Raw genomic sequence first — 24,598 nt, 5'->3', positions numbered from 1 at the left:
GCCGCGTGGCTCCTGCCTCAGGGACGAGCGGCCCCTCCCCCGCGAGCACGGCGGGGCGGAACCTGGAGCCAGGTTCCGGGCCGGGAGGAGACCACCATGATGCCGACGACCCTCGACGGCGCGACGTTGGAGAAGCTCATTTCCGCCGCCGTCGCCGCGCCGTCCTTCCACAACAGCCAGCCGTGGCGATTCCGCCTGGAGCCGGACACCGCCACGGTCCTGGTCCGTGCCGCGGGTGAGCGCGGGCTGCGTGAGGCCGACCCACTGGGCCGGGCGCTGCACGTGTCCGTCGGTGCGGCGGTGTTCAACCTGCGGGTCGCGGTGGCCCACTTCGGCTGGGAGCCCGTCGTCCGGCTGCTGCCGGTCCCGGCGCAGCCGGACCTGCTGGCTTCGGTACGGCTGGCCGGACCGTCCCGCAGCGGTGGGGAGCACCGTGCGGACCTGTACCAGGCGTTGTGGCGCCGGCACAGCAGCCGCGCTCCCTTCTCGGCGCACCGGCCCCCGGGGCCGGTCCTCGCCGAACTGGCGGACGCCGCCCACTCGGAGGGGGCGAAACTGTACGTGCCGGACGCCGGCGAGACCCAGCGAATACTGCGGCTGACCTCGGAGGCGGAGCAGCGGGGTGTGACCGACCCCGCGCGCCGTACCGAGAGCCGGGGCTGGATCCGCGAAGGTGCTCGGGACGGCCTGACGCCGGTGGCCCTGGGCCCGCGGGACGCCGCAGGGCGGCTGCCGATGCGGGACTTCTCCGCGCTGGGTCCGCAGAATCAGCTGCCGGCCGCGGTATTCGAGCAGCAGCCGCTGATCGCGGTGCTGTCCACCGCCCACGACCGGCGTGCGGACTGGCTGCGGGCCGGCCAGGCGTTGGAGCACGTCCTTCTGGTGGCCACCGCGCACCGGGTGCGGGCGTCGCTGCTGCACCAGGCACTGGAGTGGCCCGACCTGCGTTGGGCGCTGCGCAGCGCGGAAAGCGGGCCGGGACACGTCCAGATGCTCGTCCGGCTCGGGTACGGCCCTCAGGACCCGGCAAGCCCGCGCATGTCGGCGACGGAGGTCATGGAGGGACATCACGCGCCGGCTCCGGGCCGAGCGGCACCTTCCACTCCAGGTGCGTCCCCCCGGACGGCCTCGTCCGGACGGTGAACGACCCGCCGAGCTTCTCGGCCCGCCTGGCGAGATTCGTCAGACCGCTGCGGCGGCCGCCTTCGGGCAGCCCCACCCCGTCGTCGGTCACGGCAAGTGCCAGGATGCCGGAGCCGACCACCAGGGCGACCTCAGCCGAACCGGCGTGTGCGTGCCGTGCCACATTCGAGAGTGCCTCACCCAGCACCGCGACGACCTCGTCGGCCACTGGGGCCGGAACATCGGTGTCGATGAGGCCCTCCATCCGCAGTGCCGGGGTGAACCCGAGCGCGGGCACGGCCTCCTCGACCCCCTTCGCAGTGCGCACCCGCAGACCATGCCGGGTCGAGGTCGTTTCGTGGACACGGAGGCCGAAGATCGTCGAGCGGATGATCTTGATGGTTTCGTCCAGGTCGTCCACTGCGCGCAGCAGGCGCTCGCTCGCCTGGGGGTGGTCGACGAAACGCGCCGCGCTCTGCAGGGTCATGCCGGTGGCGAACAACCGCTGGATGGCCAGGTCGTGCAGGTCCCGGGCGATACGGTCGCGGTCCTCGAGCTGTGCCATCTGCTCTGCGGCACGGCGTCGCTCGGCCAGTTCCATGGCGAGGGCGGCCGATCCGGCGAACGCCAGCAGCAACTCCGTCTCGGTCTCGGTGAACACCGGCTGCCCTTCTGCGCGGGCCAGCAACAGCGCGCCGCGCACCCCCTGCGGGGCGCTCATCGGGACGGCCACCGCAGGGCCGAGCCCGGCGAACCGGGGCGGGCCGGCCGTGATGCGCGGATCGTGCTCCACGTCCGGGCTGGTGATCGGTTCGGTGGCCTCCATGGCGGCGCCCGCGAAGGACCCCTGCCGGGGGCAGGGTGAGTCCACGGTGGAGGTCCGCGTCGGTGCCGGTGGCGATCGCCACCTCCACGTCCGTCGTGCCGTCGACCGGCAGCGCGACCACCCCGAGATCCGCGCCGGTGATGCGGCGTGCGCGCTCCACGATCAGCTCCAGGATGCGGGACTCGTCCACCCCCGACAGGAGACTGGCGGTGACCTCCGCGTTCGCCTCCAGCCACCGCTGCTTCGACCGGGCTTCCTGGTAGAGCCGTGCGTTGTCGACGGCGACGCCCGCGGCGACGGCGAGGGTGGACAACACGGTCTCGTCCTCGTCGTCGAACTCCTTGGCGCCGCGCTTCTCCGTCAGGTACAGGTTGCCGAACACTTCGTCACGGACGCGGATCGGCACCCCGAGGAACGAGTGCATCGGCGGGTGGTCGACCGGGAATCCGTACGAGGCCGGATGGTGGGAGAGCTCGCGCAGGCGCAGCGGTTCGGGGTGCCGGATCAGTTCGCCGAGGATGCCGTGGCCCGACGGCAGGGGACCGATCGCCTCGATCTGCTCGTCCGAGACCCCGACGGTCAGGAACTGCGCGAGCTTCGCGTCGTCGCCGATCACGCCCAGCGCCCCGTACTCGGCGTCCACCAGCACCACTGCCGCCTCCACGATCCGCCGCAGCACCTGCGGCAGGTCCAGCTCCCGCCCGACCGACAGCACCGCCTCCAGCAGGCTGTGCACGCGGTCCCGCGTCCCCCGGACCGCGTCGATGCGTGTCTGCAGTTCGTCCAGCAGCTCGTCGAGCCTCAGCCGGGGCAGGCGCTCCGCGCCCTCGCTGCCGTCCATCCCCACGGATCCTCCATCCGGCACAGCAGGCAGGTGACCAGCTTCAAGATAGCCGGATCGGGGCGACTTCGAACGTCCCTCCACCGGCGTTCCGCCGTTGCGACCGGCGCGGTGGCCGGGGGGCGTCGCCCACGGCCCCGGCTCCCGCAGGGGACCTGTCGCGCCCACTCGGTCCTCGACCGACGAGCCGGCCGCCGTCGACGGCTCGGCCGCCTCGCCGCGGGGCCCGGCACGTCAAGCGCGTGGGCGTGCTGCGCCTCCATGATCCGAGGGCGGCCAACACTGAGGCGCTCGGCATCCGTTTCCCGCTGCGCGGCATTCGCGCGCCGGCCCCGCCGCTGACTGCCCATGTCCGCGAACCGTTCAGCGCACACGGTCTGGTGCACCAACTGGTCGCTGCAGAAGGGACGTTCGGCCCCATGCCCACGGGCCTTCGGCCCACGGCGCCGCACCTCCGCCACGCAGGACAGTGAACACGCAACGAAATCCACCAGGTTCACGCTCCGCCCGGATCGGAAGGGATCAGCACCATGGCCATCCAAGGACACCCCCAGCGGCACACGGGGTTCCGCCTCCCCGCACGGCGCAGGACCGGCACAGGCACCGCCCCGTCCGGCGAGGCTGCTGCCACGTCGGCAACGTCCGCCACGTCCGCGCGCGTGTACGTCCTCGCCGGACTGCGCGTCCTGACCGGGTTCGTCTTCCTGTGGGCCTTCCTCGACAAGACCTTCGGTCTCGGCTACGCCACCGGCTCCGGCAAGGGCTGGATCGACGGCGGCTCGCCGACCAAGGGGTTCCTCAGCGGCGTCGCCGCGGGTCCCTTGCAGTCCACCTTCCACGCCTGGGCCGGCGCCGCCTGGGCGGACTGGCTGTTCATGCTGGGCCTGCTGGGCGTCGGCGTCGCGGTCATGAGCGGTGTGGCGCTGCGGATCTCCGCCGTGGCCGGCACCGCGATGATGGCCCTGATGTGGGTCGCCGAGTGGCCTCCGGCCCGGCACCTGGCCGACGGGTCGCCCAGCATGTCGACCAACCCCTTCGCCGACTACCACCTCGTGTACGCGGTCGTGCTGACCGCCCTTGCCGCCGCCTCCGCGGGCACCACCTGGGGCCTGGGCCGCGTCTGGGCCCGGCTGCCCGTCGTCCGCGACCACGCCTGGCTGCGCTGACGCCCGGCGCGACGCTCAGCACCGGCCCGGGGAGCTCGGCTCCCCGGGCCCTGACGGCGGGCGAGAAGGAGCCCGGCGCTCAGGGGCGGATCACGGTGTTCCTCCCGCGCCCGCGAAGGGGATCTGCGCCGAGTCGGCCGCCTGACTGCCGAAGGGGTGCCGCCACAGGCGCTGTGCCTGGAGTCTCGGCAGGACCCCCTCTCCGAACCAGTACGCCTCCTCCAGGTGCGGATAGCCGGAGAGGATGAACTCCTCAATGCCGAGGGCGTGGTACTCCTTGATCCGCTCGGCGACCTCGTCGTGACTTCCAACCAGCGCGGTACCCGCGCCACCGCGGACCAGGCCGATGCCCGCCCACAGGTTGGGGTGGACCACCAGGCGGTCGCGGCTGCCGCCGCGGTGCAGATCGAGCATGCGCCGCTGGCCCTCGGATTCGCTGCGGGACAGTCCGGCCTGGACGGCCGCGACGGTCTGCGGGTCGAATCCGTCCAGGAGCCGGTCGGCCTCGGCCCAGGCCTGCTCGGAGGTGTCGCGCGTGATGACGTGCAACCGGATGCCGAAGCGCAGGGTGCGTCCCTGTCCGGCCGCCAGGCCCCTGATCCAAGCGATCTTCTCCGCGACCTGCGCGGGCGGCTCGCCCCAGGTGAGGTAGACGTCCGCGTGCCGGGCGGCGACCTCGCCGGCCACCGGTGAGGAACCCCCGAAGTACACTTCGGGAACCGGGTCGGGCACCCGGGCGAGCTTCGCGTCCTCGACCTGGAGGTGCTCACCGCGGAGGTCGACGGACTTGCCCTCCCACAGTCCCTTCACGACCTCCAGGAACTCACCGGTGCGGCGGTACCGCGCATCCTTGTCCAGGAAGTCGCCGTACGCCCGCTGCTCATGGCTCTCTCCCCCCGTGACGACGTTGAGGAGCAGCCGTCCGCCGGTCTGGCGCTGGAAGGTGGACGCCATCTGCGCGGCGAGCGTCGGCGAGACGAAGCCGGGCCGGAAGGCCACCAGGAACTTCAGCCGTGGCGTGTGCTGGCTGACCATGGCGGTGGTCAGCCATGCGTCCTCGCACCACGCGCCCGTGGGGGTGAGCGCGCCGGCGAAGCCGAGGTCCTCCGCGGCGCGGGCGATCTGGCTCAGGTAGGCGACCGTCGGCGGCCGGTCGCGGCCGGACCGCGTGGCCGGGGTGCCGTGGCCGCCTCCGACGACGTGGCGGCTGTCGCCGTTGGTGGGCAGGAACCAGTGGAAGGTGAGGGACACGTGGGCTCTCCGATCGGGGTGGTCCGTCACAGCAGGCCGTGGCGGGGCGGCCTGGTGCCGTTGAGCACGTACCGGCCGATGTGCTGGACCTTCCAGCGGGACGGTTCGTGCAGGGTGTGGGTGCGGGCGTCGCGCCAGTGACGGTGCAGGCCCAGGGAGTCGAGTGCCGACCGGGTGCCGGAGACCTCGAAGAGGGCGCTGGCGACCTCCACCGCGGTTTCCGCAGCCGTCACCTTGGCCGCGGCCACCGCGATCGAGGCCTCGGCGGCCGAGGTCTCGGTCAGGTCGGCACGCGCCGCGTCCACGGCCTTCGCCGCGGCGGCCAGGAGCGCGTCGGCGGCCCGCACCCGGATGGCCAGTTCCCCGAACCGCTGGATGAGCAGGGGGTCCTCGGCGGCGGCCTCGTGCCCCTCCTCGACGCTCTCGAACCAGGGGCGGCTCTTGGTGCGGACGAACTCCACGGCCTCCGCCAGCGCGCCGGCGGCGATCCCCGCGTCGATGGCGGCGTGCAGCAGCTGGGCCACGGCGCCGTGCAGTTGCGGGCCCCGGAAGGTGAGGTGGTGGGGCACGACCCGTTCGGCGGGAACGAGCACCGACTCCAGGCGTACGGTGCCGCTGGCCGTCGTGCGCTGCCCCATGCCGTCCCAGTCGTCCACGACGGTGAGGCCGGGCGCGTCACGCGGCACGTACGCCACGTGGAGGTTCCCGTCGTCGGAGCGGGCGAGGACCGGGATCCAGTCGGCGAACAGGGCGCCGGTGGAGTAGTGCTTGACGCCGTCGAGCGCGTACGTGCCGTCCGGCAGCCGGGTGAGCCGGGTCCGGATGTCCTGCACGTGCCGGGTGCCCGCTTCGGACTGGGCGTTGCCGAACCGCTTCCCCCGCAGCACCTCGCGGAAGAAGAACTCCTTCTGCTCGCGGGTGCCCTGCCGGCGCAGCACGTTGACGTACACGAAGTGGCTCTGCGGGATCTGGGCGAGACTGGGATCGGCGGCGGCCAGCAGATGGAAGATGCCGGCGAGCGTCCCGGTGCTGACGTCCGCGCCGCCGAACTCGGCGGGCACGGTCACCGCGAGGAGGCCGGAGGCGGACAGCCGTTCCAGCTCCGGGCGCGGGAGCCTGCGCTGTGCGTCCCGCTCGGCGGCGCCCTTGCGGAAGTCGGCGGCGAGTGCGGCGGCGACGGCGAGCGCCTCGGCGTCGTCGGCGATGGTGGTCGCGGCGCTCATCCGGTGGCCGCCAGGAAGGTGGGGTGGCCGCCGAGCGCACCGGAGAACTGGTCCGTGACCTGACGCAGTGCCTCGGCCGATGCGGAGGCCACGGTCAGCGTGCCGTCGTCGCCCACGGTGATGTCCTTGTCGAGGGTGAACCAGCCCGGCGTGATGTGCGCGGGGTTCATGGAGCTCAGTACGGGGCGCAGGGCGTAGTCGATGGCCAGGACGTGGGCGGTGGTGCCGCCGGTGGCCAGCGGGAGGACGGTCTTGCCCGCGAGCGCGTACTGCGGGAGCAGGTCGAGCAGCGACTTCAGCAGCCCGGAGTAGGCGGCCTTGTAGACGGGGGTGCCGATCACGACGCCGTCCGCCCGGGCGAAGAGGGCCACGGCCTCGACGATCGCCGGATGGCCGAAGTCGGCGTGCAGCAGGGCCTCGGGCGGGAGTGTGCGGACGTCCAGCGGGATCACTTCGTGCCCCTGGGCGGTGAGCCGGTCGTCCAGGTGGCGCAGCAGCCGCGCGGTACGGGACGTTGCGGAGGGGCTTCCGGAGACGGACAGGACGGTGGCCATACCGGGACCTTCCAGGTGTCGGGGCGGGTCAGTGAGCGGTGCGGGTGAGGGCGGGGGCGTCGCCGGCGGGCCGGGCGGCCTCCATCTCGCGGACGAGGGGCAACGGCCCGTTGTCCTCGGCGCGCACGGCCAGTTCGCGGTTGTCGTCGTAGTCCCAGCGCTGTTCGATGCTGCTCGTGACCAGTCCGCCGCTGACGTTCGGCACCCAGTAGGCGAAACGGAGGGGGTCGGTCGCGGGTGGTGCGGGCATGGGGGTCTCCTGGCGAAGGTGCGCACGGATCGGCGCGCGCGAGGGCGGGGAGGAGGTTCGTCGACCGGAATTCAGGCGCGCGGGACGGAGGTTCCCGGGCAGGCGGCGGTCACGGCAGATGGCGGCCGCAGTACGAATTCACGGGGGAGATCGACGTGCGTGCGAGGGTTTCCCTCGGGCGCGTTCAGGCCCGGCGGCGACAGAAGGAGCTGGAGACACGCTCGAGGTCGACGTGGCGTCGCCGCGTGAGGTCCTGTCGCTTCATGTCTTCGATGGAACAGCAGGAAGTCCGGCCGGTCAAGAACGCCCGGACGCGATTCCACATGCTGAGAGACGGTATTCACGAGCTTGTGACAGGGATTCCCTTGAACCCGGCTCGCTGCCGGCGGCACTCTCCTGCCGTGCGCATCGAACAGCTCGAGTACATCGCCGCCGTCACGGTCCGGCTCGCTGCGGCGTGCCGCCGAGCAACTGCACCTGTCCCAGCCGGCGCTCAGCGAGACCGTGCGGAACCTCGAGCGCGAGCTCGGGGTGGACCTGCTGGAACGCAAGCGGTCGGGGGCGAAGATCAGCGACGAGGGCAGGGAGCTGCTGCCCCACATCCTGAGCGTGCTGGACGCGGTCGACCGGCTCCGTGGCGCGGCCGGGGAGCAGCACCGCGTCAGCCGCATGGTGCGGCTCGGCACGGTCAACAGCGCCACCGTCCCGTTGCTCATCCCGATCGTGCGCGAGTTCCGGGCCTCGCACCCGGTCACCCAGGTCGAGGTGGTCGGCGCGCAGCAGGCGGACATCCACCGCGGGCTGCTGGAGGGTGGCTTCGACCTGGGGCTGGTGAACTACCTGCGGGGCGATGACATGCCACCTGGCATCGAGTCCACCGAGCTCCTGCGCGGCCGTCCCGTGGTGTGCATCCGTTCCGACTCGAGACCGGGACGGCCGAGGAGTTGTTCGCCCGCCCCCGCCACCCGTACACCCGCGAACTGCTCGCGGCGATCCCGGGCGGGCCTCGCCCCTCCGCTGCCGCCGGGCCCACCACGCCGTGAGGAGGCACCCAGGATCACCTCCCTGGCGTTCCTCACTCCGGGGAACTTCGAGGACGACGATCCGTACACCGGTCTGGAGCACACGCTGCAGCTGTTCGAGTACGGCGAACGGCTCGGTTTCGACGGCGCCTGGATCCGTCAGCGCCACCTCGAACACGGGGTGGGCTCGGCCGCGGTGTTCCTCGCCGCGGCCGGGCAGCGCACCCGGCGGGTCGAGCTCGGGACCGCGGTCATCCCGATCGGGTACGAGAGCCCGTTCCGGCTGGCCGAGGACCTGTCGCTGGCCGACGTGCTGTCCCGGGGACGGCTCCAGGCCGGTTTCAGCACCGGCATGCCCCACGCCGAGCTGCTCGGCGACCTGGTGCACGACGGCGACTGGCGCAGCCTGGACCTGTCGTACGGCAGGATCGCCCGGCTCGTCGACAACCTGCGCGGCCACTACCTCGGCGGCCCTGACACGGTGATCCAGTCGCCCGGGAACACCCAGCGGCCGCGGCTGCAACCGCACGACCCCGCGCTGGTGGACCGGATCTGGTACGGCGCCGGCAGCGTGCGTTCGGTCCGCTGGGCCGCCGGGAACGGCCTGAACCTGTTGTCCGGCAACATCGTCAGCAGCGAGGGCACCGACGACTTCACGACGGCCCAGTCGAACCTGCTCTCCGAGTACCGGCGCGCCCTCGACGAGGCCCGGCCGGCGCCGCGCGTGGCCGTGGGGCGTGTGATCGTGCCCTTGGACAGCGCCGACGCGGTCACCCGGGCCCGCTACGAGCGCTACGCGGCCGGCCGGCGCGAGCGCACCCTTGCCCCGCGGGCCTTCGGCCCGAAGCAGGTCCTGTTCGCTCCCGATGTGGTCGGGACCGCAGAGCAGATCCTGGAACGGTTGACGGCGGACCCCGTCCTCGCGTCGGTGACCGAGCTGCGGCTGGAACTGCCGTACGAGTTCCACCGGGAGGAGTACGAGCAGATCCTGCACGACGTACGGCACCTGGTCGCGCCCGAGCTGGGGTGGCGGCCCGCCGAGGACGACCTGCCCGCCGGACGGCCGCTCCCCGCCGGACGGTGACGCTGCGACCCGGCCGGACCGCGTCTCGCACCGTTGCGGGCGCGGGCGTCACGGGACGCGGGCGACTCCTGCGTAGATCCCACTGTCCTCGGGGGACGGCGCCGGGGACGTTCTGAACCACTCCGGGGCCGTCACCAGGCCGGGGGCGACCAGGTCCAGGCCGTCGAAGAATCGGGCGACTTCCGGGTGCGAACGGAAGCCGAGGCGGATGCCGCCCTTGGCGTACTCGGCGGTGACCTGTTCGGCGAGCTCCGGGAAGAGATCGGACGCGGCGTGGGACAGGACGAGGTAACTGCCCGGCGGCAGCGCGGCCAGCAGGGGGCGCACGATGCCGTGGGCGTCCTGCTCGCCGGGGACGAAGTGCAGCAGGGCGATGAGCGAGAGCGCGACGGGGCGTGTGAAGTCCAGGACGCCCCGCGCGTGCTCGACGATCTCCTCCGGCCGCCGGACGTCGGCCTCAAAAAAGTCCGTGACGCCCTCGGGACGGCCCGCCAGCAGCGCCTGCGCGTGGTGCAGCACGAGGGGGTCGTTGTCCGTGTAGACGACCTTCGCCGCCGGTGTCACGCGCTGGACGATCTGGTGCAGGTTGGGTTCGGTGGGGATGCCCGAGCCGATGTCGAGGAACTGGTCGACGCCCTGCGCGGCGAGCCAGGCGGCGGCCCGTTGCATGAACTGCCGGTTCTGCCGGGCCGCGTCACGCGCCTCGGGCGGCAGCTTCTCGCCGACGGCCTCGTCGACGGGGTAGTTGTCCTTGCCGCCCAGCAGCCAGTCGTACACGCGCGCCGGGTGGGCCCTGCTGGTGTCGATCCGCGGTGAGTGGGGGGTGGTGCCGGTCGTCATGACGGACTCCATCGCCGAGGGGGGGTCGGACGTGCTGTCGATCACGGCAGTCTCGCACACCATGTCCCAGGCCAGCATGGGGAGTTGGCTGAGGTCACGGCCGCGTCCCCACGGCTTTGGTGTCACAAATGGCGACATCTTCGGGCGCTCCCGAATTCACGGCAAAACGGTGGGAGCATTCATTCCCGCCCTCGAAACTTTCGGGGAAAGCGGGGCCCCGGCCGCACCGCCGCTCGAGTTCTTTTGTTTCCGGTCGGTAAATTTCGCGGACCCTCCCCCGGGCTCTTAACCCGCAGGTCACCGGGGTCTCCTGAGGGCACCTCACCCGGCCGCCACGACCAGGTCCATCCGACCCGAAAACAGAGAACGCTACATTCCGATAGCCTCAGGTTCAAGCTCTTTACACGCCCTCTTCAGTGGTGATCGAATTCGTGCAATCATCCACGCTGGAGGGCAATGTGAGACCCCCTTCTACCCGAAGATATGCGGCGGCCGTGGCTGCTGCCGTTGTCGTCGCTCTCGTCACCCCTGGAGCGGCGAACAGCGTTCCTCCCTCCCCGTCGGCCCCGGCGACACCCGCAACCGCCGAGGCACAACGCACGTCCGCACGGGTCACGTTGGTCACCGGTGACAAGGTGACGGTGACCCAGGGGCCGAAAGGCACCGCGCCCGCGGTGGAGGTCGAGCGCGCGCCGGGGGCCACGGGCTCGGTGCGCGTCGCGACCGAGGGCGGGGACACCTACGTGTTCCCCGACGAGGCGGTGGCGTACATCGCCAAGGGGCTGCTCGACAAGCAACTCTTCAACGTCACGCAGCTGATCGCCCAGGGTTACGACGACGCGCACCTCAGCGCGCTCCCCCTGATCGTCACCCGCACCGAGGGCTCCGCCACCCTCACGTCCCGCTCCTCGGCGCTGCCGGGGGCCGAGACCACGCGCAGCCTTCCCTCGGTCCGCGGCGAGGCGGTCCGCACCCGGCGGTCGAAGACGGCGGCTTTCTGGTCGGCGCTCACCGGCACCGCGCGGGCCGACGCCGAACGGGCCGCGGCCGCACCGCGGTTCACCGCCGGCGTCGACAAGGTGTGGCTCGACGGCAAGGCGAAGGCGACGCTCGCCGACACCACGGCGCAGGTCGGGGCGCCCGCCGCCTGGGCCGCGGGAGGCACGGGAGCCGGGGTGCGGGTGGCCGTCCTCGACACCGGGGTGGACGCCACCCATCCGGACCTGGTGGACCGCGTCGTGGCGTCCCGCAGCTTCGTCCCGGACGGGAACGTCGTCGACCGGAACGGGCACGGCACCCACACGGCGTCCACCGTCGCCGGGACGGGCGCCGCCTCCGGCGGCAAGGAGCAGGGGGTCGCCCCCGGCGCCGACCTGTTGGTGGGCAAGGTCCTGGACGACACCGGATCCGGGACCATTTCGGGGATCATCGCCGGTATGGAGTGGGCGGCGCGGACCGAGCACGCCAAGGTGGTCAGCATGAGCCTGGGCGTCAGCGGCTGGCACACCCAGGACGATCCGCTGAGTCAGGCCGTCAACCGGCTGAGCGCCGAGACGGGTGCGCTCTTCGTCATCGCCGCGGGCAACGACGGGCCCGGCGCCTACAGCGTGGCAGCGCCCGGGACGGCGGACGCCGCGCTCACCGTCGGCGCGGTGGACGCGTCCGACCACGTCGCCGAGTTCTCCAGCGCGGGACCCCGGATGAACGACGACGCCATCAAGCCCGACATGACCGCCCCCGGCGTGGACGTGCTGGCGGCGCGCTCGCAGTACATGGAGTGGGGCGAGGGCTTCTACCGGGTCGACAGCGGCACTTCCATGGCCACGCCCCATGTGGCCGGGGCGGCGGTCCTCCTGGCGCAGAAGCACCCGCGGTGGACGGGCCGGCAGATCAAGGACGCCCTGATGGGCACCACCGTGCCGACCCCCGACTACAGCCCCTACCGGGCGGGCACCGGCCGGCTGAACGTGGCCGCCGCCTACAACCAGGACCAGGTCATCGCGACCGGATCGGTCGACGCGGGGCTGGTGCGGTGGTCGCCCGGTGCGCCGCGGCAGCCGGTCAAGCGGCAGATCACCTACACCAACACCACCGACCGCCCGATCACCTTGCAGCTCTCCGTCGACCGCGGCGACTCCCCGGCGCAGGTGTTCGCGTTGTCCGGCGACCGGGTGACGGTTCCGGCGAACGGCACCGCCACCGCCGAGGTCGTGGTGAATCCGAAGGGCCTCGCGGCGGGCCAGTACGGCGCCCGGGTCACGGCACGCCACGCGGGCGGTGACGTCCACACGGCGGTCGGGGTCTCCGTGGAGTCCGAGAAGTACGACCTCACCATCCGCCTGAAGGACCGCTCGGGCCGGCCCGCGAGCGGCGAGGTCGAGGTCCGGAGCGCGGACGGCGGTTCCACCTACCTGTGGGTTCCCGACGGGTCGCTGACCAGCCGCTGGGCGCCCGGTTCCTACATGGTCGCGTCGCTGGCGGACGTGCAGGGACTCCACGGGCCCCACTCCCTCGGGCTCGCGGTGCTGACGGCACCCGAGATCGAGCTCACCGGCGACCGCTCCGTGGTGCTCGACGCCTCCCGGGCCCGCCAGGTCAAGGTGGCGACACCGCAGCCGACCAGCGTGGTGAGCAGCAGGATCGACCTGTACCGCTCCTTCACCTCCGGCACTCCGACCCCCGGCGACGGGAGCGCCCTGCGCGAGCGGATCTGGCCCTCGGCGACGTACGACAGCCTGTGGGCGCTGCCGACCAAGGACGAGGTGCGCAAGGGAAGCTTCGTCTTCACCACCAGGATCCGTGCCGAGCAGCGGCCCCTGGAGATCACCTACCGTGGCCACCGCCTCGACGACCCGCTCGTGCAGCCCGGTTCCCGGCCACTGCGGGACGGCACCTCGCGCCTGGAGGCCGTCTTCGCCGGTACCGGCACGCGGGCCGAGTACGCCGGCGTGTCCGCCCGCGGCAGGGCCGTGGTGGTCCGCGACAGCGACGCCGTGACGCCGGCCGATCAGGCCGCGGCGGCGCGCGCCGCCGGTGCGGCACTGCTGCTGGTGGTCAACGACCGCGAGGGCCGCGGCAGCGACTGGTACGGCGACCCCGACAAGGTGACGACCGGGCAGCTCCCGGTCGCCTCGCTGTCCCTGGACGAAGGGGAGGCGCTGATCAAGGAGGCCACCGCGGCGGGCAGGAAGGGCGTGCGGCTGGCGGTCGAGGCGCATCCCGCGCCGACGTACCTGTACGACCTGGTCGACCAGCACCTCGGTGGGATTCCCGTGGATCCCTCCGCCAGGACGGACGCCCGCAGCCTCGCGCGCGTCGACGTCGACTTCACCCCGCCTCCCGGACGGCAGGTCACCGAGTCGCGGCTGGACTTCCCGTCGTACGACTATCCGCCGTACAACGGGTTCTCGCCCAACGCGCTCCCCGCCGAGGTGGTCGCCCCCGGGCGGCGCACCGACTGGGTCACCGCCGGCGTCACGTGGCAGCAGAACGCGGCGCTGGACGGCTGGGGCGGCTCGTCGACGGACCTGATGACCTACCGGGCGGGCAGTGTGCACAAGGACCGCTGGTTCGGGCCGATCACCCGGCCGCGCATGGTCACCTCCGACCTCCCCTACCGGGGCGAGAACGCGATGAGCGCCTACATCCAGGGGTTCGGCGACGCGGGGTCGGCGCACAGCGGCGGGTCGCGCATGTACCAGGCGATCTCCTTCTACCAGGGCGACCGGCAACTGACCCACATGGAGGGCTTCCCCTGGTTCGGCGTCGGTGACCTGGCGCCCGAGAAGCTCCCGTACCGGCTGGTCGTCGACACCAAGGGCGACACCGGGCTCAGCCCCTACTCCACCGCCACCCGCACCGAGTGGCGCTTCAGCTCCGGTGCCCCGGAGGGTGTGCAGGCCGTCCCGTTGGTGCAGTTGGACTACGGCACGGCACTGGACGCCGAGGGCCGGGCGCAGCGCAGGACGGAACTCTCGGTCTCTCCGGTGGTGCTCGGCAGCTCGGCCGCGGGGGACGCGGTCTCCTCGGTCCGGCTGGAGGTCTCCTACGACGACGGCGCGACCTGGCTGCGCCAGGGACTCAAGCAGAAGAAGGGCACCTGGCAGGCGGCTCTGAACGCGCCGCACCGGGCCGGCTACGTGTCGATCCGCGTCACCGCCGAGCAGCGCAACGGCGGCGGAGTCACCCAGACCGTCACCCGGGCCTTCGGCCTGAAGTGACACCGTGAGGGGCCGGTGCCCGGCACGACATCGTGCCGGGCACCGGCCCTTTCGCATGCCCGCCAGCGATCTTGCGTAGGGCACTCAATAAATTGCATCCCCTTCGAGCGCTCGCCACACCGACGCCGGCTCATCCGGACGCCGTTCGTAGGGTCTAACAGGGTCTATGCCGCCATGGCCCACAGACCCACGCGCGCAAACGATCCGCAAGTGACGCAAGCACGGCTCGGCCTCAACTACCCCTGAATTACAAGCTGTTGACAAACCCGAGACGTACGAGAAACCTAATGACGCAGTTTCCGCAAGAAGTTGACTGGCTGACTCAATTGGCGTGCATGGCCGGCTCTCACGTCGGGACGCTCCCCTTCGGTCCCCGCTTCTCCTGCTCCCCCTGCTCCCCCTGCTCCCCCTGCTCCTCCTGGTTCCTCCTCGCCCGGCTGCCGCGCTCCCCGCCCCCACGGAATAGAGGACCCTATGCATTGGAGACCCCTCGGCCGACGGTCGCTGTCCGCCGCCGTCCTGGCCGGGCTCATGACGGTCGGGCTGTTACCCATCTCCGCCACCGCACAGGCAGCCCCCACGGCCTCGGACGCTGCCGCCGCCGACGTCAACCTCGCCCTCGGCCGCCCTGCCACCGCCGGCGGTTCCCTCGGCGCGTACCCGGCCGGGAACACCACCGACGGCGCCCAGGCCTCCTACTGGGAGGGCCCGGCCGGCTCCTTCCCCCAGTGGGTGCAGGTCGACCTCGGCGCCACCCGTGCCGTCGACCGGATCGTGCTCAAACTGCCCTCCGGCTGGGAGACCCGGACCGAGACGCTCTCCCTGCAGAGCAGCACCGACGGATCCTCGTTCACCACGCTCTCCGCCTCCGCCGGCCGGGTGTTCAACCCGGCCCAGGCCAACACCGTCGCCGTGGACCTGAGCTCGCCCGTCAACGGCCGGTACGTCCGCGTCAACGTCACCGGCAACACCGGCTGGAACGCCGCGCAGCTGTCCGAACTGGAGGTGTACGGAGAGGACGGCGGCAGCACCGACCCGCCGCCCACCGGCACCAACCTGGCGCGCAACAAGCCGGTCGAGGCCACGTCGTCGACGCAGACCTACGTCGCCGCAAACGCCACCGACGACTCCACCTCCACCTACTGGGAGGCGGCCGGCCACCCGGCGGACCTCACCGTGAAGCTCGGCTCCGCCGCGGACGTCACCGCCGTGGTGGTCAAGCTCAACCCGGACCCGGTGTGGGGCGCCAGGACCCAGGGCATCCAGGTGCTGGGCCGCGGGGCGTCCGACACCGGCTTCACCTCGCTGCGCGACCGCGCGGACTACGCCTTCAGCCCGGGAACGGGCAACGCGGTGACCATCCCGGTCAGCGGCCGCTGGGCCGACGTGCGCCTGCGGTTCTTCTCCAACACCGGCGCGCCCGGCGGGCAGGTCGCCGAGTTCCAGGTCGTCGGCACCGCGGCGCCCGCGCCCGACCTCACCGTCACCGGCCTGACCTGGTCACCGGCCGCCCCGTCGGAGCGGGACGCGGTCACCGTGAACGCCGGGGTGCGCAACGCCGGCACCGCGCGCTCGGCCGCGACGACCGTGGACGTCAGCGTGGAGGGCACGGTCGCCGGCAGCGCCGACGTGCCCGCCCTCGACCCGGGTGCGTCCGCCACCGTCGCCGTCTCCACCGGCACCCGCGCGGCCGGCAGCTACGCCGTCTCCGCGGTGGTCGACCCGCGCAACACGGTCGCCGAGCTGGACGACACCAACAACAGCCGGAACGCCGCGGACCGGCTGGTCGTCAGCCAGGCCCCCGGCCCCGACCTCGAGGTGACCTCCATCGCCACGAACCCGGCGAATCCGGCCGTGGGCGCGTCCGTCTCCTTCACCGTCGCCGTGCACAACCGCGGCATCACCGCCGCCGCGGCGGGTTCGGTGACCCGGCTCCAGGCCGGCACCACCACGCTGAACGGCACGACCGGTCAGGTCGCGGCCGGTGCCACGGTCAACGTGGCGATCGGCGGGACCTGGACGGCGACCGCCGGCGGGGCCACGCTCACCGCCACCGCGGACGCCACCGGGGTCGTCACCGAGACCAACGAGAACAACAACGTGCTCACCAAGTCCCTCGTCGTCGGACGCGGCGCCGCCCTGCCGTACACCGAGTACGAGGCCGAGGACGGCCGTTACCAGGGCACCCTGCTCACCGCCGACGCCAAGCGGACCTTCGGGCACACGAACTTCGCCACCGAGTCCTCGGGCCGCAAGTCCGTCCGCCTCGACTCCGGCGGTCAGTACGTCGAGTTCACCTCCACCACGTCCACCAACTCCATCGTGGTGCGCAACTCCATCCCCGACGCCTCCGCCGGCGGCGGAGCCGACGCCACCATCAGCCTGTACGCCGACGGCACGTTCGTGCAGAAGCTGAACCTCTCCTCCAAGCACAGCTGGCTGTACGGCAGCACCGACGACCCGGAGGGGCTGACCAACCGGCCGGGCGGCGACGCGCGGCGGCTGTTCGACGAGGCGCACGCGCTGCTGTCGCGCACGTACCCGCAGGGCACCACGTTCCGTCTGCAGCGCGACGCGGGCGACTCGGCGGCCTACTACGTCATCGACCTGATCGACCTGGAGCAGGTGGCTCCCGCGCTGAGCAAGCCGGCCAACTGCACCTCGATCACCGAGTACGGGGCCGTCCCCGGCGACGGGCTCGACGACACCGACGCCATCCAGCGGGCGGTCACCGCCGACCAGAACGGCCAGATCTCCTGCGTGTGGATCCCGGCCGGGCAGTGGCGGCAGGAGCAGAAGATCCTCACCGACGACCCGCTCAACCGCGGCCAGTACAACCAGGTGGGCATCAAGGACGTCACCATCCGCGGCGCGGGCATGTGGCACTCCCAGCTCTACACCCTGACCCCGCCGCAGAACGCCGGCGGCATCAACCACCCGCACGAGGGCAACTTCGGCTTCGACATCGACGGCAACACCCAGATCTCCGACATCGCCATCTTCGGCTCGGGCACCATCCGCGGCGGCGACGGCAACGCCGAGGGCGGTGTCGGCCTCAACGGGCGCTTCGGCAAGGACACGAAGATCACCAACGTGTGGATCGAGCACGCCAACGTCGGCGTCTGGGTGGGCCGTGACTACTCCAACATCCCCGAGCTGTGGGGCCCCGGCGACGGGCTGGAGTTCACCGGCGTCCGGATCCGCGACACCTACGCCGACGGCATCAACTTCGCCAACGGCACCCGCAACTCCACCGTCTACAACTCCTCGTTCCGCAACACCGGCGACGACGCGCTGGCGGTGTGGGCCAGCAAGTACGTCAAGGACACCTCGGTCGACGTCGGCCACGACAACCACTTCCGCAACAACACCATCCAGCTGCCCTGGCGGGCCAACGGCATCGCGGTCTACGGCGGCTACGGCAACACCATCGAGAACAACATCGTCTCCGACACGATGAACTACCCGGGCATCATGCTCGCCACCGACCACGACCCGATCCCCTTCTCCGGTCAGACCACCATCTCGGGCAACGCCCTGTACCGGACGGGCGGCGCGTTCTGGGGCGAGGCGCAGGAGTTCGGCGCCATCACGCTCTTCGCCCAGGGCACGGACATCCCGGGCGTGACCATCCGGGACACCGAGATCCACGACTCGACCTACGACGGCATCCAGTTCAAGACGGGCGGCGGCTCCATGCCCGGCGTCAAGGTCACCGACGTCCGCATCGACAACTCCGTCAACGGCTCCGGCATCCTCGCGATGAGCGGCGCCCGCGGCAGTGCCACCCTGACCAACGTCACGATCACGAACTCGGCCCAGGGCAACGTACTGATCGAGCCCGGCTCCCAGTTCACCATCACCGGATCGCCGAACGGCGCATCCGCAGCGCGCAGGTCCGTCTGAAACCGGCTGGGTCCCCGGCTCACCGCGAGCCGGGGACCCCGCACGGTGTCACGTCCGGCCGCCGACCGGCGCTCGTGCCACGAAGGTGTGCGCGACGCCGGTCTGCCAGCCGGGCAAGGGCAGGACCCGCACCTGCCGGAAGCCCGCCCGTCGCATCCGTGCGGCGAAGACGTCGGCGGTGTCGAACGCGAGGACGCTGCGCCACAAATGCTCGTACAGGGGGCGGTCCCCGGTCAGGCGCGCGACGGGCAGGAGCAGTCCCCGGCACACCGCGGTCCATACCGCGCGATGGCGAGGCCGCCCGCTGAGGGTGTACTCGTGGACCGCGATGCGCCCGCCGGGGGCCATCGTGTCCAGCACCCGGGCGAGGACCAGATCAGGGTCGGCCACGTTGCGGAAGAGGTAGGCGGCGAACACCGCGTCGAACGGTCCGGCCGCCCCCGCTTCGGCAAGGCCCTCGGCCGGGGCGTGGTGGAAGGTGACACCAGGGCCCCATCGCTTGCCGGCCGCGACATGGAGCATGCCCTCGGAGGAGTCGACCGCGGTGATCCGCGCACGCGGGGCCGCCGTGAGCAGGGCGACGGTGGACGCACCGGTGCCGCACCCCAGGTCCAGCAGCCGCATGCCCGAACCACCGGCAGGCAGCCGCAGCCGCCGTGCCGACCGTCGCAGATGGGCGTGGTAGCCCGGATTGACGGCGACCATCCGGTCGTACAGCGTGGCGGCGTGGTCGAACGCGGACGCGAGTTCGCCACCGTGCATCAGGGTCATGCCGTGCTCCTCTGCCGCCGGAAAGGTACGGGGACGGCGAACGCCGGCCATGTCCGGCCAGTGCCCATCCCACCCTCGGTCCCGTCGAGGCGCACCTCGGCGGGCACATCCACGGACGGATCAAGAAGCGCGTGTCCGGGTCGACCGTGGTCCCTCCCGGCCGCGGAAGCGGCGATCATCGCCACAACCGCTCCGCACGCGTCACCGTTCGGGAGGATCCGTTGACCGAGGCCGACCACCTGGATGCCGTCGACGTCGTGATCGTCGGGGCGGGCGCCGCCGGGCTGTCGCTGGCCCACCGTCTGACAGCCTCGCCGGGTCCGCGCGGCCTGCCCGCATCGGTCGTGCTCGTCGAGCCCCCGGCGGGGTCGCCCCTCCGCTCCCCCGCCCGGACATGGTGCTCCTGGGAGCACGAGCAGGACGAGTACGACAGCCTGGTGGCCGCCCGCTGGCACCGGATGCGGATCACGGCCAGGGACGGCCGCCACATCTCGTTCACGTCCCCTCGCGCCTACCGGATGATCCGCTCGGCCGACTTCCTCCACGGAGTCGGTGCCGTGCTCGAGCGCCGGCCCGGAGTACGAAGGGTCGCGGCGACCGTGACCCAGGTGCGCGACGTGCCGGGAGGCGCCGAAGTGACCGGCCACGACGTGGCAGGACGTGCGATCCGGCTGAACGCCCGCTGGGTCTTCGACTCACGGCCCCCGAGCGACCTGCCGGCCGCCCGCACCACGCTCCTGCAGCACTTCCGGGGCTGGTTCGTCACCACCCGGGACGACCGCTTCGACCCCGAAGTCGCCGACCTGATGGACTTCCGCACCCGCCAGCCCGAACACGGCCTGTCCTTCGCCTACGTGCTGCCCTTCACCCCTCGCGAGGCACTGGTCGAGTACACGGAGTTCTCCGCCGAACCGATGACGGGGTCCGCTTACGACGCGGCACTGGAGGAGTACGTCCGCGGGAGGCGCATCTCGCACTACTCCGTGACAGCTGTCGAACAGGGGGTCATCCCCATGACGGACGGGCGCTTCCCCCGTCGCGCGGGGCACAGCGTGTTCCGGATCGGCGTGGCAGGGGGCGCCACCCGCCCGTCGACGGGGTACTCCTTCGCCGGGATCCAGCGGCAGTCGGCCGCGGTGGCCGCCGCCTGGCAGGCCGGCCGGACCCCCCGGCCACCCGTACCGCACGCCGCACGTCACCGCTTCATGGACGCCGTCATGCTGCGTGCGCTGGCGACCGGCCGGGCCGGTGGGGCGGGCTTCTTCGAAGCTCTGTTCAGCCGCAACCCCCCGGACCGGATCCTGCGTTTCCTCGACGGCACGTCAACCCTGCACGAGGAGTGGGCGATCGGTCTCACCACACCGGTGCCGGCCATGCTGCGCTCATTGCTGGAGCTCCCTCTGGTTCCACGACGAAAGGCCACCGCATGCCCGTGAATGCCCCCTTCCGGCCGGTCCGTCCCGGCCGCGATCGCAGGGCCGGCCTGTGGCCGGCGCGGGACGGCGCCGATCGTGTTCCGGCACCTGGGCCCCGCGTCGCCGTGGTGGGTGGAGGCATCGCCGGGATCGCCGCGACCGCCGCACTCGCCGAGCGCGGCGTCCGGGTCGACCTGCTGGAGCGGGAGGAGGTGCTCGGCGGCAGGGCCGCCGGATGGCGGACCACTCTGGCCGACGGCCGCCCGGTCACGATGAGCCGGGGTTTCCACGCCTTCTTCCGCCAGTACTACAACCTGCGCGCACTGTTCCGTCGGGTCGACCCTGGTCTCGACTCGCTGCGACCGCTGGCCGACTACCCGCTCCAGCGCGGCACCGGCGCCCGTGACAGCTTCCGCAACGTGCCGCGCACACCGCCGTGGAGCGTGCTGGGCTTCGTCGCGCTCAGCCCCAGCTTCGGCTGGTCGAGCCTGGCCCGGATGAACCCGCGGGCCGCCCTGCCGCTGCTGGACGTGCGCGTCCCTGAGGTGTACGAGCGGCTCGACGGGATCAGCGCGAGCGCCTTCCTGGACGACATCCGTTTCCCGGAAGAGGCCCGGGACCTGGCCTTCGAGGTGTTCTCGCGGAGCTTCTTCGCCGACCCGAAGGAGCTGTCCGCCGCCGAGCTGGTGCTGATGTTCCACATCTACTTCCTCGGTTCGTCGGAGGGGCTGCTGTTCGACGTTCCCCGCGAGCCGTATCCGCAGGCGTTGTGGGAGCCGCTGTCCGACCACCTGTCCGGGATGGGGACCGCCATCCGTACCGGTCGCACGGTGCTGGCCGTGCACCCCGACGGGGACGGCTTCCGGCTCACGGTCACCGCGACCGGTTCACCTCACGCGCCGCAGGAGCACGGGTACGACGCGGTGGTCCTCGCCCTCGACACGGCCGGGCTTCAGGCCGTGGTCGCGGCGTCACCCGGCCTGGAGAGGGGCGGTTGGCGCGCGGGCGTCGAACGCCTACGGCAGGCGCCGCCCTTCCTGGTCTCGCGCTGCTGGCTGGACCGGCCCGTGCGGCCCGACCGGCCCGGCTTCCTGGGGACCAGCGGCTTCGGCCCGGTGGACAACGTCAGTGTCCTGAGCCACTGGGAGGGAGAGGCGGCCCGGTGGGCTCGGGAAACCGGGGGTTCGGTGGTGGAGCTCCACGCGTACGCCGTCGACCCAGCCGCCGACCGGACCGTCGTCGCGGACTCGATGCTGCGCGAACTGCACCGGATCTACCCCGAGTGCGCCGGGGCGACCCTGGTCGACAGCCGCCACGAGTGGCGGCAGGACTGCCCGCTCTTCTCCGTCGGCGGCTACCAGGACCGGCCCGGCGTGCTCACCTCCCACCCCCACCTGGTGCTCGCCGGAGACCTGGTGCGCACCGCGCTGCCGGTGGCCTTGATGGAGCGCGCGGCGACCACGGGCATGCAGGCGGCGAACGCGCTCCTGGCGACCTGGGGCGTACGCGGCCACCCGTTGTGGTCGGTCCCTCTGGGTGGGCGGAACCACGTCATGCGCGCCCTGTCCCGGTGCGGCTGAATCCGCCGAGGCCCTACGGCACCCCGTCGAACGGGGCCGCTCCCCACGGCCGCTCACCGCACGGCAGGGCGTCAGCCGGGGAACCGGCCCTGGCTGCGCAGGGCGTAGCGGCGCTCGGCGTAGGCGAGGTCCTCGCGCCACAGCCGGCCGGCACCGCGCCGCATCAGCGACCGCATCAGCGGCGCCGCCCGGCGCGCGAGGGTGAAGCCCCGGCGCGGCGAGTGGGCGACGACGGCTTCGATCACGGCGGTGCGCGGTCGTCCGTCGCTGCCGGGGCCGAGGGGTGTGGCGTGGGTTTCCACAACACTGGTGGCGCCCTCCCCGGAGACGATCCGCATCACCACGGTGCGCGGCCCGGGCGCGGTGAACTCCGCCCGCACCGGAACGCCGAGGCGCCCACGGACGCGGAAGGAGACGTCGACCAGGAACCGGTCCACGGCGACGTCTGCCGGACCCGAGTCATGGGCGGCAGGGGCCTCGGCGACACTCAGGTCGGCGAAGGAGTGAGGGTGGAACCAGGCGCCGTGCCAGGGGTCGAGCCGGTTGGCGACGACGTCCTCGGGTTCGCAACGTCCGGCGACGGTCATGACGGCCGCCAGTGACGAAGCGAGGGCGGGCCGCGTGGGGACGGGCGGCGCCGCCGAGGGCTCCTCACCGCCGACGGCGTCCAGACGCGCCCACACCAAGAGGCCGTCGTCGTGGGCGGGGTAGGGCTCCCAGCCGGGAAACCCCGAGGGCTTCAGCGCGAGGCCGTGCCAGTGGCAGACGATCGTGCCGTCCCGCACGAAGCTTTCGCACAGCGGAGCGCCCAGGTGGGGGCAGGCGCCGGGGGCGGCCCGGACTCGCCCCTGACGGTCCCGCCACAGCACCAGTTCGACGCCGGCCACGCACCTCCCGGTGATGCGCCCGCTGGCGACCTCCGAGCTGGCCGCCACCACGTACCAGTTCCCGGACGGCCGGGCCTGGGCGCGCTTCAGCGCGGCCGCGACGAGGGCCGGTTTGGCCTCGTGCCAGGTGGGCGGCTGGTCCTGCCACTTGCCACCGCTGAGCAGGGCCAGCGGATGGAACGGACGGCGGGAGCGGCTCATACCGGCGACCCCTCGGGAGTGTCGGATGCGGCACCGGACGGCGCCGGGCGCGGGCAGGCCCGATGGACGGCGCGGCTCGAGGCGACGGCGATCAGACCACGGGCGGCTTCGCGCGCACGGCGGTGGCGGGGCACGGCCACGCGGCGGTGGAGCACCGGGTAGCCGGCGGCCTCGATCTCGTCGAGGATGCCCCGGTAGAGCACCAGTGCCGTTCGGACGCAGGGGCGCGAGACAGGTGCGAGCAGGCCGATGCCGGTGGCGGCCCGCCGGTACACACCGCGGGTGAGAGCGGCGGTCTCGTGAAGGGCGGCGCGGACCCGTGGGTCGGTGGTGCCCCGCTGCCGGCACCACGTCAGGAGGGCCTGGTCGGCCCCGTGGGCGCCCAGGATGTCGCCGGGGATGTAGACGCGACCGCGGTCGAGATCCTCCCCGACGTCGCGCAGGAAATTGGTGAGCTGGAAGGCGACGCCGAGTGCGGCCGCCGCAGGAGCGGCCTCCTCACGCGACGTCACGGTGCCGAGGACCGGCAGGACCTGGAGGCCGATCACCGCGGCCGAACCGTGCATGTAGCCGGCCAGGTCGCCGTAGGTGGGGTAGGCGGTGACCGTCAGGTCCATCTGCATCGAGGCCATGAAGTCGGTGAACAGCGTGTGGTCGAGTCGGTGCCGGCGGACGGTGTCGGCGAGCGCGGTGACCACGGGATGGTCCGCGTGGCCCGTGCGCAGTCCGTCCAGCAGCACCGTCTCCAACTCGGCGAGCGCCTGCTTCCGGGCGGCGGAGGTGACACCGCTGCCGTCGTGGCAGTCGTCGACGATGTCGTCGGCCCACCGGGCGAAGCCGTAGAGGGCGTGGACGAAGGGGCGGCGGTCCGGGGTGAGCAACCGGGTGGCCAGGAAGTAGGTCTTGCCGTGCCGTGCGTTCAGCGCCCGGCAGCGGCTGTAGGCTGCCCGCGTCCGGGGCTCGGTGATCCCCGCGGCGTCGAGTTCACGGGCGGTCACGGGACGCTCCTGCGCGGCCGGTGCCGGGCCACCGCACGGTCCCCGGCGATGCGGGCGGCCGCTAGCTTCCCGGAGATCAGCACGGTGGGCACTCCGACACCCGGTACGGTGCCGCAACCGGCCAGCACGACGTTCTCGGCACCGTGGACGAGGTTGCGGGCGCGGAAGGGGCCGGTCTGGGCGAAGGTGTGAGCGGCGGAGAAGGGTGTGCCCGCGGCGTGCCCTTCGGCCGCCCAGTCGGCAGGTGAGACGGTCCGCGAGGTCTCGACGGACGCCTCGAACCCCTCCAGCCCGCGCTTTTCCAGTTCTTCCACCAGGCGCTCCCGGTAGGTGGGGCCCAGCTGGGACCAGTCGGCGGGGCCGGTGGAGAGGTTGGGGCACGGGGCGAGGACGTAGTGCAGGTGCCGGCCTTCGGGGGCGAGGGAGGGGTCGGTGGTGGTG

The 24,598-nt window shown here is 72.4% G+C and carries 15 protein-coding genes and 4 pseudogenes; 8 read left to right on the top strand and 11 right to left on the bottom strand.

From position 1 onward, the window contains the following. Positions 1-96 precede the first annotated feature (96 nt). Positions 97-1,143 (top strand): Acg family FMN-binding oxidoreductase, encoded by a 1,047-nt coding sequence (locus PV341_RS14485; RefSeq protein WP_500327491.1) that lies wholly within the window; start codon positions 97-99, stop codon positions 1,141-1,143. Here PV341_RS14485 and PV341_RS14480 read toward each other — a convergent pair. Then, positions 1,055-2,789, bottom strand: a pseudogene (locus PV341_RS14480) (sensor histidine kinase). The gene PV341_RS14485 and the pseudogene PV341_RS14480 sit on opposite strands and share 89 nt — an antisense overlap. A 530-nt stretch (positions 2,790-3,319) precedes the next feature. On the opposite strand from PV341_RS14480, the gene PV341_RS14475 reads away from it, so the two are divergent. Further along, on the top strand, positions 3,320-3,955 hold the full coding sequence (locus PV341_RS14475) for a hypothetical protein (protein ID WP_500357978.1): 636 nt from the start codon (positions 3,320-3,322) through the stop codon (positions 3,953-3,955). A gap of 90 nt (positions 3,956-4,045) precedes the next feature. Here PV341_RS14475 and PV341_RS14470 read toward each other — a convergent pair whose 3' ends face one another. The 5 genes and pseudogenes from PV341_RS14470 to PV341_RS14450 form a co-directional block, all read right to left on the bottom strand. Then, on the bottom strand, positions 4,046-5,206 hold the full coding sequence (locus PV341_RS14470) for an LLM class flavin-dependent oxidoreductase (protein WP_500357977.1): 1,161 nt from the start codon (positions 5,204-5,206) through the stop codon (positions 4,046-4,048). Between the two features lie 26 nt (positions 5,207-5,232). After that, positions 5,233-6,429 (bottom strand): SfnB family sulfur acquisition oxidoreductase, encoded by a 1,197-nt coding sequence (locus PV341_RS14465; RefSeq protein ID WP_500357976.1) that lies wholly within the window; start codon positions 6,427-6,429, stop codon positions 5,233-5,235. Beyond that, positions 6,426-6,983 carry an NADPH-dependent FMN reductase gene (ssuE, locus tag PV341_RS14460; RefSeq protein WP_500327500.1) on the bottom strand — a complete coding sequence of 186 codons (558 nt, stop codon included), beginning with the start codon at positions 6,981-6,983 and terminating at the stop codon, positions 6,426-6,428. Before ssuE ends, PV341_RS14465 begins: the two co-directional genes overlap by 4 nt. A gap of 106 nt (positions 6,984-7,089) precedes the next feature. Continuing rightward, a pseudogene (locus PV341_RS14455) lies at positions 7,090-7,233 on the bottom strand (dimethylsulfone monooxygenase SfnG); the annotation flags it as partial. 184 nt (positions 7,234-7,417) lie between these two features. Continuing rightward, the gene (locus PV341_RS14450; protein ID WP_392567699.1) at positions 7,418-7,498 is read right to left on the bottom strand and encodes a putative leader peptide; all 81 of its coding nucleotides are present in this window, start codon (positions 7,496-7,498) and stop codon (positions 7,418-7,420) included. A 136-nt stretch (positions 7,499-7,634) separates the two neighbouring features. Here PV341_RS14450 and PV341_RS14445 point away from each other — a divergent pair. Continuing rightward, positions 7,635-8,157: pseudogene (locus PV341_RS14445) on the top strand (LysR family transcriptional regulator); the annotation flags it as partial. Then, positions 8,134-9,339 carry an LLM class flavin-dependent oxidoreductase gene (locus tag PV341_RS14440; RefSeq protein ID WP_500358000.1) on the top strand — a complete coding sequence of 402 codons (1,206 nt, stop codon included), beginning with the start codon at positions 8,134-8,136 and terminating at the stop codon, positions 9,337-9,339. The pseudogene PV341_RS14445 and the gene PV341_RS14440, both read left to right, overlap by 24 nt. A 48-nt stretch (positions 9,340-9,387) precedes the next feature. Here PV341_RS14440 and PV341_RS14435 read toward each other — a convergent pair whose 3' ends face one another. Next, a complete protein-coding gene (locus PV341_RS14435; RefSeq protein ID WP_500357975.1) occupies positions 9,388-10,179 on the bottom strand; it encodes an SAM-dependent methyltransferase in 792 nt (263 codons plus the stop codon). Between the two features lie 641 nt (positions 10,180-10,820). On the opposite strand from PV341_RS14435, the gene PV341_RS14430 reads away from it, so the two are divergent. Together PV341_RS14430 and PV341_RS14425 are read left to right on the top strand one after the other, a co-directional pair. Further along, positions 10,821-14,399: a S8 family serine peptidase gene (locus PV341_RS14430; RefSeq protein WP_500357973.1), complete on the top strand. Its 3,579-nt coding sequence runs from the start codon at positions 10,821-10,823 to the stop codon at positions 14,397-14,399. Between the two features lie 474 nt (positions 14,400-14,873). Beyond that, complete coding sequence (locus PV341_RS14425) at positions 14,874-18,305, top strand: CARDB domain-containing protein (RefSeq protein ID WP_500327507.1); 3,432 nt, start codon at positions 14,874-14,876, stop codon at positions 18,303-18,305. A gap of 48 nt (positions 18,306-18,353) precedes the next feature. Here the strand turns inward: PV341_RS14425 and PV341_RS14420 are convergent, their stop codons facing one another. Further along, positions 18,354-19,076: a class I SAM-dependent methyltransferase gene (locus PV341_RS14420; RefSeq protein ID WP_500327508.1), complete on the bottom strand. Its 723-nt coding sequence runs from the start codon at positions 19,074-19,076 to the stop codon at positions 18,354-18,356. Positions 19,077-19,297: 221 nt separating this feature from the next. Here PV341_RS14420 and PV341_RS14415 point away from each other — a divergent pair, with 221 nt between their 5' ends. Beyond that, positions 19,298-20,512: a lycopene cyclase family protein gene (locus PV341_RS14415; protein WP_500357972.1), complete on the top strand. Its 1,215-nt coding sequence runs from the start codon at positions 19,298-19,300 to the stop codon at positions 20,510-20,512. Further along, positions 20,503-22,071 (top strand): FAD-dependent oxidoreductase, encoded by a 1,569-nt coding sequence (locus PV341_RS14410; RefSeq protein ID WP_500357970.1) that lies wholly within the window; start codon positions 20,503-20,505, stop codon positions 22,069-22,071. Before PV341_RS14415 ends, PV341_RS14410 begins: the two co-directional genes overlap by 10 nt. A 71-nt stretch (positions 22,072-22,142) precedes the next feature. Here PV341_RS14410 and PV341_RS14405 read toward each other — a convergent pair whose 3' ends face one another. The 3 genes and pseudogenes from PV341_RS14405 to PV341_RS14395 all read right to left on the bottom strand — a co-directional run. Continuing rightward, the gene (locus tag PV341_RS14405; RefSeq protein ID WP_500327511.1) at positions 22,143-23,159 is read right to left on the bottom strand and encodes a Rieske (2Fe-2S) protein; all 1,017 of its coding nucleotides are present in this window, start codon (positions 23,157-23,159) and stop codon (positions 22,143-22,145) included. Then, the gene (locus PV341_RS14400) at positions 23,156-24,157 is read right to left on the bottom strand and encodes a phytoene/squalene synthase family protein (protein ID WP_500327513.1); all 1,002 of its coding nucleotides are present in this window, start codon (positions 24,155-24,157) and stop codon (positions 23,156-23,158) included. The genes PV341_RS14405 and PV341_RS14400 overlap by 4 nt, the downstream gene beginning before the upstream one ends. Beyond that, positions 24,154-24,598, bottom strand: a pseudogene (locus tag PV341_RS14395) (phytoene desaturase); the annotation flags it as partial. The gene PV341_RS14400 and the pseudogene PV341_RS14395, both read right to left, overlap by 4 nt.

Origin of the sequence: Streptomyces sp. PA03-1a (assembly GCF_033792805.1) — a bacterium.
Classification (GTDB): Bacteria; Actinomycetota; Actinomycetes; order Streptomycetales; family Streptomycetaceae; genus Actinacidiphila.
Note: the sequence above shows the minus strand (reverse complement) of the source record. Positions and strands in the feature narration are given on the sequence as shown.